Raw genomic sequence first — 14,794 nt, 5'->3', positions numbered from 1 at the left:
GATCATGCGCAGACGGGTGCGCCAGACGCAACCGCACCGGCCTGCGCTCGAGCCCTCGCCGGTGTGGTCGGGGTTCCTAAAGTGGGACGGGTTCTCGCACCTCAATTCCGAGCGCCCGACCGGCGCCGGGTGGCACGCTGAGCCCATGTCCGGACACGAGAGGACCTCAGCCACCCAAGCCTTCATCGACGGAGTCGCGCCCGGGGCCTTCTACGTCCTCTCCCGTGAGGGTCCGGGCTTCGCCCTGAGCGGGGAGGCGCTCGAGGACGCGCGGCGTCTCAGCGACCTGAACTTCGCGCGCGTCCGCCAGATGAGACGCGACCGTGCTCTGGGAGGCAACGAGGCGGGCTCACCCTCAGGTGAGCAGGGCGTCCAGGTGGCCGAGCATGACGGCGGGAGCGCCGCCGGCGACGAGGACGCGACGGAACTCAGGGTGCTCCCGGCGGTACATCCCGAGCTTCCCTGACTCCTCGCAGTTGGCGATCCGGTCAGCGGCCTTCAGGACGGCGGCGCCGGGGGTGCAGCGGATCTTGAGGTGGGTCGCGGCCTTGCGCGCGCGACGGTTCGGCCCGGGACTGTCCGTGACGGCCCAGACCAGGGAGGCGACGCGCTCGCCGAAGCGCATCTCGATCTCGCCGATGCCCGTGCCGCAGTCCTCGACGACATCGTGGAGCCACGCAGCGGACAGCAGCTCGGCATCACGGACGTGGTAGCGCCGGAGCACCGACTCCACCGCGGCGAGGTGGTACTCATACGGATGGGGCCCGTACCTCTGATCGGCGTGGCGGGCGATCGCGAGCTCGCGTGCCCTGTCGATGACCGTCTCCATGTATGGACGCTACGGCGGATGTCAGCGCCTGCATGGACTTCTCCATCCCGACCCCGAGGTGGGGCGACGAAGCGCCTGACCAGGCTGGCGGCCGGGGCGAGATCGGGTCGGCGGGGACCCGTAGCCCCCTATCGTCGCCCGTCGATGCCCCGCTCCCGACGGCCCTCCCGCGTGCCCAGAGTCGTGTCCTCCGGCATGACCGGATGGCAGGCCTTCCTCGCCGGCGCGGCGAGCATCCTCAACATCTTCCCCTCCCCCTCCGGCCCGCGGCCCCCCTCCCATCGCGTATCGCAAGGCCTCGCCGCGGACAGGCGGGCCCTCGCGGGCGATTGGAATGCGATCGCGGGGGACCTCACCCGCGCCGCCGAGCGGGCCGGGTCGGCGGCGGGGACCGCGGAGCGTCATCCCTCGCGCAAGGTCGTAGCTTCGTCTCAGACAAGCGCCCCAGCGACCGAGGACGACCCCGTGGCAATCACCGACACCATCTCCCTCCACCTGCCGACCGGGGTTCCCGTCGCCTATTCCCCCGACGCCCTTCCCGCGTTCGTCGCGGCGATGCGACGGGTCGAGCCCGAGGCGGTGGCGCTTCCGCTTCCCGAGGGGATCACCTACGTGATCGTCCTGCCCCTGCCGGTCTACAAGGCGGCGGAGCTGATGAGCCTCGGTGGCGACCGGATGCGGATCATCACCACGAGCAACCCCGAGGTGCTTGCGATCGGCCCCGGAGTCTGACCCATGTCCCCGAAGTCGTGACCGCCCTGTGAGCTGGGCTTCGGCGGCAATCAGCCGGCTGGCCTCAGGCGAGAACGCGGTCGTGAGGCCGCGAGGCAACTCGATGACGCCGCGCATCCGCTCCGGTCAGGAGGTCGAGCTCGCTCCGGTCAGCGACCCCTCGACGCTCAGGACGGGGGAGATCGTCCTCGTGCGAGTCGGAGGTTCGACCTACCTGCATCTGATCCGCGCCCTCGAGCGCGACCGGGTCCAGATCGGGAACAACCACGGTCGCGTCAACGGCTGGACCTCGCGCGCGTCGGTCTACGGCCGCGTGGTCCGGATCGGACCCAACCTCTGATCTCGCACCACTGGGCCGCGCGGCGTCGGCCCCTTAGGAGATAAGGCTGCCTCCTAGCTCCGACTGTCAGCTCCAGTGATGACTACACGGACGGCTAGTAGGTTCGTTCTCGCGGGCATGTGATGTTCCGGATCCGCAGCGAGACACCGTCCTCTCGATCGGAGTGAAAGACCGCGCCGAACAACCCTCTGACCAGCGTGGGTTGATTCCGGGCGGAGGATGATGCCGCGCCGCGCTTCAGGCACCCAGAGCCGGAGTGGGCATGACGCTACTGATGACCAGCCAGACAGCCGCTACGAGGCGCCTGCTCCTCGGGACGCTTCTCGGCGTTCTTGTCCTGGCGTTGCTAGGACGTCCACCCTCTGCCTCGGCGCTGACCATCGACTGCAACCAGTCGGGGATCGGGTGCATCAGTCAGTTCGGCTACACGGGGGCCTCGGTCTGGGGATACCCCGTTGATGGCGCGGGCAACAACTGCACCAACTACGTGGCGTTCCGACTCGCACGCAATGGGGCGGCGAACCCGGGCAATCTGGGCGACGCCTTCGAGTGGGCGGGGAACGCCCGAGCCAAAGGGTTCACCGTGAACACGACGCCCGCGGTTGGTGCGATCGCCTTCTTCAGCTCGAGCCATCCTTGGGCTCCGGGCTCCGGCCACGTCGCCTACGTCGATGCCGTCTCCGGGGCCACCGTGTCCCTGAGTGACTCGAACTGGGAGCGCGGGAGCAAGCGGTGGAGGGTCAGTCGTGGTGAGGCCAGCTACCCCACAGAGTTCATCCACATCAAGGATGTCAACACTCCGGCCCCACCCCCACTCCCGCCGCCGGCTCCAGCCGCGGGCAGCCCGTTCGGCAACCTCGAACTGGTGAAGGGCGTCAACGGCGGCTACGTGGCAGTGCGCGGCTGGACGATGGACCCGAACGCCAAGAGCACGCCGACGCGGGTCCACGTCTACGTCGAGGACTCGAACCTCGGCAGCGCGATCGCCAACATCGACCGCCCGGACGTCGAGCGGGTCCACGGTGGCGGTCGCGCCCACGGCTTCTCCGCGGCCTTCAAGCTGGCGCCCGGCCGCCACACCGTCCGCGTCTACGCGATCAACGTGCCCGACACGCCCGGCTCCAACCCGATGCTGGACTCGATCACCATCACGGTGCCCGAGCCGGTCGCCGGCGCCCCGTTCGGCAACTTCGAATCGGCCGAGGGTCTGCTCGGCGGACGCGCAGAGGTCATCGGCTGGACAGTGGACCCGAACGCCCGCAACGGATCCACCGGCGTCCACGCCTACATCGACGGCCCCTCCGGCTCGGGCTTCCGCCTGGCCGACCTCGGCATCGCGAACCGGGTCCGCAACGACGTCGCGCGTGTCCACGACGGACGAGGCCTCCATGGCTTCCGAAGCACGATCTCTGGCCTGACCCCAGGCTGGCACAGCATCTGGATCTACGGCCTGAACGTCAGCGGCACCCCGGGCAACAACCCGCTCATCGACGTCGCCAAGGTCAACGTCCCCCCGGGCGACGCTCCCCCCGCGGTCGTGACGCCGCCGACTCCCGGCACGCAGACCCCGCCGGTCACGACCGGCTCCGGTGGCACGCCGGGCACCACCGGCGGAACCGGCACGACCGGCACGACCGGCGGTAACGGCACGACGACGAAGCCGGCGCGCTGCCGGGTCCCCCGCCTCGCCGGCAAGACCGTCCCGAACGCCCGCAAGGGAATCGTGCGCTCTGGCTGCCGCCTCGGCAAGATCACCTACGTCGGCCGAGCCAACAGGCGCGCGGACCGGGTCGTGAAGTCCAGCCGGAAGGCCGGGGTCTCCCTCCCCGCCCGCGCGAAGGTCAACCTGCTCGTGCGCCGATGACCGCGGGACGCCAGCCACACCCGCGGCTCCTGTTCCCAAGGTTCGCCATCCTCACCGCACTCGGTATCGCCATGGCGATCTCTCCCAGCCCCGCCGTCGCCCAGGAGCCGGAACCGGCCCCGCTTGTCACGCCGAATCTGATCGGACTGACCGTTCCGGAAGCGCGTTCGGTGGTCGAGAGCGCAGGTGGTGAGCTCAGCACGGCCGGATGGGTGGTCCGCCCTGGGCTACGCGACCGAGTCGCAGTCCAGAATTGGAAGCCGGGATGGCCTTGGTCTCTGGGCGATTCGATCCAGGTCTCCGTCTCCACAGGCCTGCTCCCGCTGAAGCGCCCGGCGATGGAGTTCCGCACCACCGGCGGGGCCACCTACTGCCAGGTCCAGACGAGCGGTGCGCTCGACATCGAGCTGGTCTGCTGGCATCCCCGGACCGGCCGGATCATCACCATGCCGGGAGGAACGGGGTTCGGCGCCGCCACCCACTACACCCACCGCGGAGCGATCAGACATCGCCCAGCCGGCTTTCGGACGGTGGGCTTCGGCGCCAGCTGGCGGTTCAGCATCGAGGGCCGTGGCGCGGGCTGGAACTGCTACTCGAGCCGCAAGGCGTTGACGTGCACCGTCGGCGATGAGCGCGACACGTTCTTTCGGCTCGGCCGCGTGAGGGGGTTTACGACCGGGGGCTACTGAGGTCTCTCAGGACGGCCGCATCAGGAGGAGCTGGCGCAGTAGGCCGCGCCAAAGTCCACCCCCCTTCGGGGGGCCGAGTCAAAGGGCCCCGGAGGGCGCAACTCGCGAGCTTTCGATGCCGCTGCCCGGTCGTCTCCTACCTTGAGATGACCATGGCACGTGGCTCACGACCGACCGACGCGCAGACGCGGCTCACCTCGCGACAGCAGGCCCTGATGTCGGCAGTCGCTGCCGAGGGCGACGGCCGGCGGATGGATGAGCTCCTCTCCCTGGCCGGGCTACCCGCCGATGCGACCAAGACCGTCTCCGCCCTGGTGGCGAAACGGCTGATCCGCCTCGAGCGCGACACCGATGGTGTCCAGCGGATCTGGGCCCTTCGAAGTGAGGCTGGTAAGTGGCCGGCGCCGGTGGGTGTCGCCCCACCCCCTCCGAGCATCGGCTTTCGCATCAAGGAGCAGGACGGCCTTCGCCTGGTCGTGCCGCTGCCCTCGAAGAGCGACTTCACCCAGAGCGAGCGATACTGGCGCTCCCTCGTGGTCGACGAGGACGGTCTCATCGTCTCGGCGGGGTTCCCGAAGTTCCACGGCTGGGGTGAGCACGCCGGCGACACCGCGCGGTTGCGCCAGGCCCTCGCCCGAAACGAGGACGACCTCTGGTTCAGCGAGAAGCTCGACGGCTCGCTGATCATCCGCAGCGTCATCGACGGCCAGGTGCGTCTGCGGACTCGGGGCATGCTCGACGCCTCCGGGCCGATCGGGGCGCCCCTCCACAAGCTCATCGCCCGGCGGCATCCGGACCTGATGGATCCCGAACTGTGCCCTGACGCCTCGATGCTGTTCGAGTTCGTCTCACCCGAGCACCAGATCGTGATCCGCTACCCGCGCCCGGCCCTCACCCTGATCGGTGCGTCCGACCACTCGTGGCCGCCGCGCCTCGCCGGCCGGAGCGAGCTCGAGGGCCTCGCCGCGGCCTCCGGGGTCGACCTCGTCAACACGCAGACGTTGCCCCGCGATCCGCGCCTGCTCCGCGAGGCCGTTCGTGGCCTCCATGGCCGCGAGGGGGTCGTCATCCGCTGCAACGGCGGCCAGACCCTCGTGAAGATGAAGTCGGCGGAGTACTCGAGTCAGCACACGACGCGGTTCTCCTTCACGCCCGAGAGGGTTCAGGCCTTCGCAGCCGACTACGGCGTCGCCGATGAGGACGAGTTCATCGCGCAGGTGATCGCCGAGGGCGTGGCGCCTGATCTCGCCGAGGGACTTCGCTCGAGCTGGCGGGCGGGCCGGCCCGCTCCCTGACCAGGAAAGCGGTCGAGTCTCGGAGCTAGACCAACGGCTCCTCATCCATGGCCCGAAGCCCGATCGCAATCCGCCACGTCATCACGGATCACTAGGTACTCGCCTTACCTTGTCAGGGATCCACCTGGGTGCACCAGCACCAATGAGACTCTCCCTCCGCCTCTTCTTACTCGACCTTCGGGCAGGCGATTTACGCGGTTCGACTCGGGTAGCCTCGCAACGTCTGCAACATGGTCTTCGGAGAGGAACACCGTGGGTCGACTGATTCCGCGCCGCGTCTCGAGCTGGCTGATCGTCATCTGGTCGGCTCTGTTCGCCATATGGATCATCGCCGGCATCTCCAGCCGACCGTCCACTGACTGCCCGCCCGGCGATCAGCTGTGCGTGGATGCGTCTGACACCGGCACCGCGATCGGCGTGGGCCTGATCATCGTGCTCTGGTTCATCGGCTTCGTCGTCCTGTCGCTGATCTGGCTGATGACCCGCTCCAAGGGGCGTCTCTGCCCCGCCTGCGGCACAGAAGCCAAAAAGGGCGTGACGCGCTGCTCGAACTGCTCGTTCGACTTCGCGGCGGCCGCCCACGGCCAGCCCGGCCTCGCCCCACCGCCGGCGTCGGCGGACTGAACGCACGGCGCCCCTGCCGACACTGGCGCGCACCCCGTCCTGAAAAATGAAGGCCCCGTCTCGCTGGGACGGCGGTTCCTGTGAGATGGAGAACCACGGATGAGCGACGAGAGCACCGCACCGCCGCCGGACGGCGATGACACCGCCCCCTTCCCGGAGGCGGGCGAGACGCCCTCCGGCCCGAGCGGCCTCGAGACCTCGCTCAGCGAACGACTGAACGCCCTGGATCGGCTGTACGAGTCGAACCAGATCACCGCTACCGAGCTCGGTGAGGCCCGGCGGCGGATCCTCGGTGAGGGCCCGGCCGCGATCGCACCGGCAGCCGCGGCTGCTTCGCAGCCGGTCCAAGCCGAGGTCCTGCGCGCCGAGGCGGCCCCGCCGGCCGCCCCTCCCCCGCCTGTGCCGCCCCGACGCGTCGATGGAGGGCACATCGGCCCGCCCGAGCCTCCGCCGCCGGCGAAGATCGCGGGGCTGCCGGTCTGGGCGGCGACCCTCATCGGGGTCCTCGTCCTCGGCATGATCGCGATCGGTGGCTTCCTGCTGCTCTCAGGAGGCGACGACGAGGGGAACGAGAACCTCGCCGCGGGGGCATCGGCCGAGACCTACGCCACCCAGATCAACCGGCCGCTCGACCAGCTGACCAAGTCCGCGGTCGCCACGGGCAAGTCCCTCGCCCGTGTCTCCGAGCCGGGTGAGATCCGCCAGCTCAACCGGACCGCGGAGCGTCAGCTCGACGTCGTCGAAACCGCCCGCGGATCGCTGACGCGCATCTCGGTGACCGAAGCTGATCAGCGGGCGCACCGGAGCCTGATCGCCGCCGCAGCGAACCAGCGCCGCTACCTGGTCGCACTCGGCCGCGCCTCCTCGGGCGAGCCGACCCAGGCCAAGCTGCGCCAGATCAACCAGGCTCGCCGCGCCGGCGCGGCGACGGTCGCCTCCTACCGCACCTTCTTCCAGCTCGCCCCCGGCGCGCCGGACGCCATCACCACCACCGACCTCGCCGACACCGCGGGGCTCCGCAGCGCGACCCAGTCGGCGATCGCCGATGCGGAGGCGCCGCCGCCGAGCCGCAGCGGCGGCAGCACCACCCGCTCACCGGGCCCCTACAACTCTCCGAGCTTCCAGAGCCCGACCGGGAACCTGCGCTGCCAGCTCTCCGGCGGGACCCTGTTCTGCTCCTCCTCCAACGACGGCTTCGGTGTCGCGCTTCCGAGCGTCGGCTCGCCGAGCACCGGGTCGGGTGTCGCCTCCGGTGGTCAGGTCGTCCCCTACGGCTCGCGTTGGCAGAGCGGTGTCTTCACCTGCGACTCCGCCTTCGACGGGATCACCTGCCGCAACGCCTCCGGCAACGGGTTCTTCCTGAACCGCGATCAGTACAACCCGTTCTAGGTGGGGCGTTTCGACGACCTGGAGCGCGACGAGCCACCGGTGGTGGACATCTCGGCCCTGCACCGACGCGAATGGCGGCGACTCGACCTCGAGCGCCGCCAGCGGGTGAAGCGCCAACGGCTGATCGGAGGCAGCGTCGGGCTCGTGGTTGTCGCAGCCGTCGCCTTCGGCGCCTACCAGGTGGTCGGCGATGGAGGCGACGGAGCACAATCGCCGGCGGCCGCCCAGGCCACCGGCGAGGCGGCGGCACCGGTGCGCGTCCAGCTCGAGCCGATCCCGGCCGTCCCCGATCCCGTCACCCCCGCGACACCGAGCGGGCCGGAGGCCCCCTCCGGGGCGGCGCCGGGAGACGGGGCGACACCCACACCGGCGAACCCCGAGGCGGCGGGCGGCAAGGCCGGCGCCGATCCGGCCGGCGCCCCTGACGCGACCCCGGTTTCCCCGTCAGACGGGTCAGGGTCGGAGACCGCGCGTGCCGGCGCCGGGACGCGTCCGGTCGTGTGGGTCCAGGCTGGGCACGCCGACCCCCGCGAGCCCGGCTACCGCGACCAGACCGGCGCATCATCCGGGCCCTTCGGCTCGGAGATCGGCTTCACCACGGCGCTCGCCCCGAAGGTCGTCGCCCAGCTGCGCCGCGCCGGGGTGAACGCCCGCCAGACCCCCGGACAGGTGACCCCGAGCGGCGCGCGTGGGGCGGTCTTCATCAGCCTCCACCACGACATCCCCCAAGGTGCGGCGGCTTTCGGCCACGCGATCACCGGGGCCAACGAGAACTACTACCGCGGTGAGGGCGGCGGGGACCCGAGTCCCGTTCCCTACCCGGACTCGGCACCCCACCGTCCGGCGACGACGGTCTCGGGGGTGGTCGAGCGCCGCTCACGCGACCTCGCCAACCGCGTCTCGAGCCGGTTCTCGCGGATCTACACATCCGCCAACGGCGCCCGCGGGCGCTTCACGGGTGTCCAGACGCGCAACAGCAACCCGCGGATGATGCGCTACTACGGTTTCTACCGGACCCGCGCCGATGCCCGCGTAATCGTCGAAGCCGGAGCCGGCACCACCGACGACGCCTTCCTCGCCCGGACCGACCTGATCGCCACCGCCGTCAGCCGCGGTGTGATCGACCACCTGCGCTCACGCGGCCTGCTGCGCCGATGAGGACGCGGGCCGCCCTCCTCGCCGCCCTCACCTGCCTGGCCCTGCCCGCGGTCGCCGCCGCCGATCAGATCGTCACCGTCGAAGCCGACGGTGAGGCTCAGCTCGGGACACTCGGGCAGGAACTCTCCCCGCTCGCCGACTGGGGTGACATCCGGTCCGCCGCGATCGACGGCGCCGGACGGGTCTGGCTGAGCCAGCGGGATCCCGGCCTCGATGACTGCATCGTCTTCCAACCGGAGTCGCCGGATACGGCGATCGTCTTTGCTGAGGTCTCCTTCATCCCGGACCGTCTGCGCCGCGGCCAGAGCGGCTGCTGGATCCGGAGGGGGCCCGGTCTGGAGCTCCTGACCAGCTCGAGCAACGGCACCGGGGGGAGCACCTCGGTATGGCGCCTCGACACCGAGGTGCGGGTGACCCGCTACCTGCATGGTGGCCTCGAGGGCACCGTCTCACCGGGCGGGGCTGTCGCCGTCAGCCAGTACAGCTACTACCCGCCGGGTGGCAACTACCTGAGCCTGCGCGTGGGGCGCCTGTCGGCCTACCCCCAGCTGCCGCTGCGGGCGGCCTGGCGACACGCGCGGCGCCACGCCAAGGACCGATTCCCCACCTGGACCTCTCCGGCCTACTCGGCGACGGGGCGCCTCGCGGTCGTCCGCGCGCCCAAGCGCGGCGGCGCCCAGGTCCTCGTTGGTCGCCCCGGCGCCTGGCACGCTGTCTGGAAGCCTGGGCCCGCCGTGAGTGTCAACGACCTCGGCTGGACGAGCACGGGGGACCTGGTCGTCGCATCGACGCTGCGAGGCCGGTCGGACGTCCGCATCTTCCCGGACGCCGAGCCCGGCTCGAGCGAGCTCCTCTACCCCGACCGCGGCGCCAACGGGTTCGCGATCGGCCCCGACGCGCCACCTCCCGCTGCGCCACCCCCCGCAGAGCCACCTCCTGACCTGTGAGGCACTCCCGATGAAGCTCCACCGCATCTGCGCCCTCGCCCTCGCCATCGGACTCGGCACCCTCGCCGCGAACGCCGCCGCCGTGCCGATCACGGTGCCGCGAATCGTCCAGAACGACGGCTACCGCCTCGAGGCGACGGGGGTCGTGAGCTCGCCGCCAGGGGCCTCCAGTTGCACCGCGCTGGTCCGCGTCCAGCTCCAGGTGCCGAACTACAACACCGGTGGCTGGCGCGTCGTGCGCGCGATCGGGCGTCACCGGATCAACGTCTGCGACGGCAGCGACTCCGGCTGGACCAGTGGTGGGGTGACGTCGTGGTTCGGCGGGATGTGGAACTTGCGCTCCCAGCCGGCTCGCCTCTGCTGGGCCGCAACCCAGAACGTCAACGGCTCCCCCTCCCAGCACAGCTCGTGCAAGCGGTTCAACCTCCGCGGCGGGTCCTGAGGACCCGCGCCGGCTGAACGCTCCCACCCTTCCGACACCAGCAAGGTCCCGGCATGAGCGATCGCAACCCCTACCCACCATCCCCGCGTCGTCCCGCAGACGAGCCACCGGACGACATCCTCTACGCGCCACTCGAGGTGAGCGCCGGTGAGGCACGCGATGAGGAACTCGGCCTCGAGCTCCATGTGACGGACGCCGGCGCGCTGCACGCGCGACCGCTCGACCCGGGTGAGGAGATCGAGGCGGTGATCTCCGCCGGAGCCCTCACCTTGAGCGTCCTGCGGGGTATCGATGAGGTGGGGACCGGTGATGTCGTCATCCCGATCGTCGGGGATGGGGACAACGCCGTCGTCCGGCAGACCCTCGCTCACGGGACCGGGGCGATCACGTTGACCGCCGAGCGGCTGCTCGGGCTGGTCTGGCAGAGCACCGTCCCCGCCCGGAGCCTCCACGCCAGCGTCGACGACGACGGTGAGGGCCGGGTGATCGCCTTCTCGGTGCGCCGCGATGCCCTCGATGACATCGAGGTCGAGAAGAACTTCGGCCGCCTCCGGAGCGCCACCCTGACCGGCGCCGCCAGCTGCGCCGTCGTCCTCGACACCCCGCTTCGGATCCTCGAGGGAGAGGAGTACGTCGAGGGTCCCAAGGGGGTCATCGAACAGGAGCTCCGTGCCTTCGTCGGCCGCGAGGCCACGGGTGGCACGACGGTCGTCGGCGCAGCAGCGAGCGGCGCCGCAACCGGAGCGATCGCGGCGGATGTCGCACGATCGCAGCCGACCGAGCCCCTGCCACCACTCGGCGGCCGGGGAGATGACCTCCCACCGCCGACGGCGCCCCCCGGTGAGGGCACTGGCTCGAGCCTGCCCAAGTGGCTGCTCCCCGCAGCGGCCGCGGTCATCGCCGCACTCGCGATCGGGTTGGGAGTGCTCCTGCTCGCCGGCGGGGACGACGAGCCGACCGCAGCCGCGGGGGCGAACACCCGCGGACCCTCCGCCGAGTTCGTCACCGCCGTGACGGGGCCGGTGCGACGCCTGAACCGCTCGGCGGAGATCACCGGGCGCCAGCTCGCACGGACTGCCACCTCCGCCCACCTCGCCCGCGTCTCGCGGACCGCGACCCAGCAGCTCGCCGTGGTCCAGGAGCAGCGCGGCCGTGTCGCCGACCTGCAGGTCGGCCGCTCGAGGGAACGCGTCGCCCGCGGGACGCTCTCGCGCGCCATCCAGGCCCACCGCACCTACCTGACGACCCTTTCCCGGATCGACGGCCTCGAGGCGGGCCCGGCGCGCGAGCAGTTCGCGCGGCTGCGCAGCCAGTCCCAGCGCACCCTCAACCAGTACCGGGCCTTCTTCGCCCTCGCCCCGAGCCTCCCCCAGGGGGTCACCTCAGCAGGCCTCGCCGATCTGTCGGGCGTCAACGACGCGATCAAGGACCGCAAGCGCATCGAGGACGAAACCGCCGCGGAAGCTGACCGCGACGAGCGGTCAGGGGGCGGCGGTGGGTCCGGCGGGGATGGCGGCGTGGACGGCGGCCCGGTCCTCTCGAACGTCTACGGGGCTGACCTCGGCTCGCTGATCGAGGTGGGCGCGGAGTACTGCGACCGCACGCCCGGGGCGGTGAACAACTTCCTCTACACCTTCGAGATCCGCCGGGGTGGGGCGACCATCGCCCAGGACAGCTACAACGCCTCCCAGACCCGCGCCTGCAACAGCATCTCGATGACCTTCGGCGACGGCTTCGCGCTCGGCTTCTACGAGGTCGCCGTGACCGTCAACAACCTCACCAACAACGTCAGTGGCAGCGCCGTCGGCTCATTCCAGGTGGTCAACTGATGCCGGCACGGCCGGGTGCTCGAGCCCTCGTCCTCGCGGGGGTGATCGCGGGGACGCTCGCGCCGAGCGCCCTCGCCACCGACGCGGAGCTGCTGTCAGCCCACCGGTCCCTCTACCCCGCCGCCGAGTCCGCCGCCGGGCGTGCCTCCTCCCCCGAGGGCGCGCAGAGCGCCTACGACGCCGCCCGCGACCTGCAGGAAGCCGTGCGCTCGAGTGCGCCGGTGAGCTCGGAATGCCGGGTGCTCCTGCGCTCGCTCGCCCGCTACGCCTCCGGGCGCGTCCGCCAGATGGAGGGCATCGATCGCCCGTCCTCCTCGGATGTCTCTGCTGGCCGACGGTCCGCTGAGGGCGCCCGCGGCTCGATCTCCCTCGGGGCATCGACATGCCGCACCGGTGGAGGCGGCCAGCCGGGCAGCGGGCCGCTGATGAGCCCGACCGACAGCGAGGCCTTCTTCGGGCCGATCGTCGCCCGCGCCCCCCGCCGCGCCGACCAAGCCGAGCTCATCGTCAACGGTCGCACCCTGACCCGCGTCGACATCCGCTCAGGACGTGCCCGCTTCTCCCTGCGCGGCGAGAACGGGCGCTATGACATCCGCATCCGCTTCACCCGCGCAGGCCGCACCGTCGGAGGCGTCCAGGCCCGCGGCGCCTGGCTCCTCGGCCGAAACGGCCTGCGCTCGACGCCGGGATCGCGCAGCAGCAGCACCCTCGCCGCGGCGTTGTCTCGCGCCACCGCCGGCGGGCCGCGCTACCGCTCCGCCTGGGTCCAGGACCTCACCACCGGCGAGGCGGCGGGCATCAACGCCGGCGCCGCCTTCCCCGCCGCCTCATTGGTGAAGCTCGGGCTGATGGCCGGGACGATCACCAAGCTCGGCGGCGCACCCGCGCGGTCGGCGTACGCCTACGACCTGAAGGCGATGGCCGGCTGGTCGAGCAACCTCGCCAACAACCACCTCTTGCGTCGCCTCGGCGGAGCGGCGACCGCCCAGGAGGGCCTGCGCCGGCTCGGCGCCCGCTCGAGCACCTTCCCCGGCGAGTACATCGTCGGCACCGAGCTCCAGCCCTCCCTTCCCGGTGCGTCATCGGGTGGGGCGCCGCCGAGCGTCTCCCAGCGGGTCACGACAGCCCAGGACATGGGGCGGATGCTCTACGCCATCCACGCCTCCGCGGTCGGGGCACCCGGCGCCCGGGCGCAGACCGGCCTCACCGCCCACCAGGCACGCCTGATGCTCGGCTGGCTGCTCTCCTCCCAGCAGCGGGCCGACAACGTCAGCATGCTCGCCGGCGGCGCCTCCGGAGCTCCGATCGCCCAGAAGAACGGCTGGATCAACTCGGCCCGCCACGGCGCCGGGATCATCTACACCGACCGGGGACCCATGATCGCCGTCATGCTCACCTACGACAGCTCCGGCGTCAGCATCAGCCAGGGCCAAAGCCTCGGCTCGAGGATCGCAGGGCTGGTGGCACGGTGATCCCCTCAACGGTCAGCATCTCCGTACCCGCTTGCCGCGATGATCCAGATCGGAGCACGGCCAAGCGGACCACGTCGCTCCGAGTCCTGCGGCACCTGGGGGTGGTTGCGGTCCTCGGAGCGATCTGCCTCGCCTTCCCCTCGCTCGGACTCTCCGTCGGCTTCCCGACGACGATCACCGTGTCCCCTGCCAATCCGGCGCCCGGGGAGCCCGTGACGATCACAGCCCACCCCGTCGACGTCGTCGGCACCGCCCTCTACTCGTGGGACCTCGACCACGACGGCCCACTGTTCAGTCCGTGCGAGACGACCCCGAGCACCAACCCCAGCATCACCATCACACGCCCCGCCGGCGCCTGGAAGATCCGCTCCTGCGTGAGCGATGACTCCTCTGCCGCGCCGATGATCTGCGGCCACGCCTTCCTGGTCGGCCCGAAGCCCGCCGCGTCCGCCAGCTGGCCGGCCACGGACCTCGACACCTACCACCGCGCCGGGCTGAGCGTCCCGGTCTCATGGACGACGCCGGTCTCGGCGAGATACGAGGCGCGCTACACGCCCGCGGGGCCGGGTTGGCAGACACCGCTGACGGTCCCGAGCTCCGTCACCAAGGCAGCCGACGGGAGCGACCTGGTCAGGATCGAGCCACCCCCGCCGGAGGCCATCCGCCCCTACACCCCAGGCGTCGATCGGCCGGCCATGTTGGTACTGGGCCCGATCGCGACGGCCGAACCCTACGCGGGCCTGCTTGAGCTGCCCGGCGGCTTCTCATTGATGGTGACCGACTTCGGTGCGTACTCCAGACTGGGCGGCGCACCTCAGACCGGAGGAGGCACGGAGCCGGAAGTCGGGGCGATCAGTCGTGCGCTGGATCCAAAGACTCGGCTCGCCGGAGTCCGACGAGCCGGTCGGACACTGACGATCCGCATCGCCCCGGGGGCCGCGGGCGGGCGCCTGGCGAAGCTACGCATCCGCTACCTCACCCCCGCCGGATCCCGGTCGGCTGTGAGGACCGTGCGGCTGCGCCCCTCCCAGACGAGCGTCGGCTGGACCCTTCCACCGAAGATCTGGAGGTCGGGGCGAGCATGGCTGCGCGTCACTGTCAGCTTCACCACGGCGTCGGGAACGACCTACAGGACCCCCGGCCGTGCGAAGGAGCTGCGCGTCGCCTGGCGCAGCCGGTGAGGA

The 14,794-nt window shown here is 71.1% G+C and carries 14 protein-coding genes; 13 read left to right on the top strand and 1 reads right to left on the bottom strand.

Annotated features, from left to right (window positions below):
* Positions 1–355: 355 nt before the first annotated feature.
* Entirely contained in the window at positions 356–829 is a 474-nt protein-coding gene (locus tag IU369_RS19625) for an HD domain-containing protein (protein ID WP_217924925.1), read from the bottom strand.
* Positions 830–1,294: 465 nt separating this feature from the next.
* Here IU369_RS19625 and IU369_RS19620 point away from each other — a divergent pair, with 465 nt between their 5' ends.
* The 13 genes from IU369_RS19620 (at position 1,295) to IU369_RS19560 (ending at position 14,791) form a co-directional block, all read left to right on the top strand.
* The gene (locus IU369_RS19620) at positions 1,295–1,561 is read left to right on the top strand and encodes a hypothetical protein (RefSeq protein ID WP_217924924.1); all 267 of its coding nucleotides are present in this window, start codon (positions 1,295–1,297) and stop codon (positions 1,559–1,561) included.
* A 103-nt stretch (positions 1,562–1,664) separates the two neighbouring features.
* On the top strand, positions 1,665–1,901 hold the full coding sequence (locus IU369_RS19615) for a hypothetical protein (protein ID WP_343233266.1): 237 nt from the start codon (positions 1,665–1,667) through the stop codon (positions 1,899–1,901).
* A gap of 274 nt (positions 1,902–2,175) precedes the next feature.
* Positions 2,176–3,765 carry a CHAP domain-containing protein gene (locus IU369_RS19610; RefSeq protein WP_217924922.1) on the top strand — a complete coding sequence of 530 codons (1,590 nt, stop codon included), beginning with the start codon at positions 2,176–2,178 and terminating at the stop codon, positions 3,763–3,765.
* Between the two features lie 338 nt (positions 3,766–4,103).
* Complete coding sequence (locus IU369_RS19605) at positions 4,104–4,454, top strand: hypothetical protein (RefSeq protein WP_217924921.1); 351 nt, start codon at positions 4,104–4,106, stop codon at positions 4,452–4,454.
* A gap of 146 nt (positions 4,455–4,600) precedes the next feature.
* Positions 4,601–5,749, top strand: coding sequence for an RNA ligase (locus IU369_RS19600; RefSeq protein WP_217924920.1), 1,149 nt, complete (start codon positions 4,601–4,603; stop codon positions 5,747–5,749).
* 252 nt (positions 5,750–6,001) lie between these two features.
* The gene (locus IU369_RS19595) at positions 6,002–6,373 is read left to right on the top strand and encodes a hypothetical protein (protein WP_217924919.1); all 372 of its coding nucleotides are present in this window, start codon (positions 6,002–6,004) and stop codon (positions 6,371–6,373) included.
* A gap of 99 nt (positions 6,374–6,472) precedes the next feature.
* Positions 6,473–7,762 carry a hypothetical protein gene (locus IU369_RS19590; RefSeq protein ID WP_217924918.1) on the top strand — a complete coding sequence of 430 codons (1,290 nt, stop codon included), beginning with the start codon at positions 6,473–6,475 and terminating at the stop codon, positions 7,760–7,762.
* Positions 7,763–8,920 carry a hypothetical protein gene (locus IU369_RS19585; protein ID WP_217924917.1) on the top strand — a complete coding sequence of 386 codons (1,158 nt, stop codon included), beginning with the start codon at positions 7,763–7,765 and terminating at the stop codon, positions 8,918–8,920.
* Positions 8,917–9,867 carry a hypothetical protein gene (locus IU369_RS19580; protein ID WP_217924916.1) on the top strand — a complete coding sequence of 317 codons (951 nt, stop codon included), beginning with the start codon at positions 8,917–8,919 and terminating at the stop codon, positions 9,865–9,867. Before IU369_RS19585 ends, IU369_RS19580 begins: the two co-directional genes overlap by 4 nt.
* 10 nt (positions 9,868–9,877) lie before the next feature.
* Positions 9,878–10,309, top strand: a complete 432-nt coding sequence (locus tag IU369_RS19575; protein ID WP_217924915.1) for a hypothetical protein — start codon at positions 9,878–9,880, stop codon at positions 10,307–10,309.
* 53 nt (positions 10,310–10,362) lie between these two features.
* Positions 10,363–12,138 carry a hypothetical protein gene (locus IU369_RS19570; RefSeq protein WP_217924914.1) on the top strand — a complete coding sequence of 592 codons (1,776 nt, stop codon included), beginning with the start codon at positions 10,363–10,365 and terminating at the stop codon, positions 12,136–12,138.
* Positions 12,138–13,610, top strand: coding sequence for a serine hydrolase (locus tag IU369_RS19565; RefSeq protein ID WP_217924913.1), 1,473 nt, complete (start codon positions 12,138–12,140; stop codon positions 13,608–13,610). Before IU369_RS19570 ends, IU369_RS19565 begins: the two co-directional genes overlap by 1 nt.
* Positions 13,611–13,822: 212 nt before the next feature.
* Positions 13,823–14,791, top strand: coding sequence for a hypothetical protein (locus IU369_RS19560; protein WP_217924912.1), 969 nt, complete (start codon positions 13,823–13,825; stop codon positions 14,789–14,791).
* Positions 14,792–14,794 lie beyond the last annotated feature (3 nt).

The sequence above is a fragment of the Miltoncostaea oceani genome (assembly GCF_018141545.1).
In the GTDB taxonomy this organism is placed as follows: domain Bacteria; phylum Actinomycetota; class Thermoleophilia; order Miltoncostaeales; family Miltoncostaeaceae; genus Miltoncostaea; species Miltoncostaea oceani.
This window is presented reverse-complemented; position numbering and strand designations above follow the sequence as displayed.

What these genes read in the sequence shown, in the direction of transcription:
- IU369_RS19625 (WP_217924925.1), bottom strand. Translation starts at nt 829, where the DNA reads ATGGAGACGGTCATCGACAGGGCACGCGAGCTCGCGATCGCCCGCCAC.
- IU369_RS19615 (WP_343233266.1), top strand. Translation starts at nt 1,665, where the DNA reads ATGACGCCGCGCATCCGCTCCGGTCAGGAGGTCGAGCTCGCTCCGGTC.
- IU369_RS19610 (WP_217924922.1), top strand. Translation starts at nt 2,176, where the DNA reads ATGACCAGCCAGACAGCCGCTACGAGGCGCCTGCTCCTCGGGACGCTT.
- IU369_RS19605 (WP_217924921.1), top strand. Translation starts at nt 4,104, where the DNA reads ATGGAGTTCCGCACCACCGGCGGGGCCACCTACTGCCAGGTCCAGACG.
- IU369_RS19600 (WP_217924920.1), top strand. Translation starts at nt 4,601, where the DNA reads ATGACCATGGCACGTGGCTCACGACCGACCGACGCGCAGACGCGGCTC.
- IU369_RS19590 (WP_217924918.1), top strand. Translation starts at nt 6,473, where the DNA reads ATGAGCGACGAGAGCACCGCACCGCCGCCGGACGGCGATGACACCGCC.
- IU369_RS19580 (WP_217924916.1), top strand. Translation starts at nt 8,917, where the DNA reads ATGAGGACGCGGGCCGCCCTCCTCGCCGCCCTCACCTGCCTGGCCCTG.
- IU369_RS19575 (WP_217924915.1), top strand. Translation starts at nt 9,878, where the DNA reads ATGAAGCTCCACCGCATCTGCGCCCTCGCCCTCGCCATCGGACTCGGC.
- IU369_RS19570 (WP_217924914.1), top strand. Translation starts at nt 10,363, where the DNA reads ATGAGCGATCGCAACCCCTACCCACCATCCCCGCGTCGTCCCGCAGAC.
- IU369_RS19565 (WP_217924913.1), top strand. Translation starts at nt 12,138, where the DNA reads ATGCCGGCACGGCCGGGTGCTCGAGCCCTCGTCCTCGCGGGGGTGATC.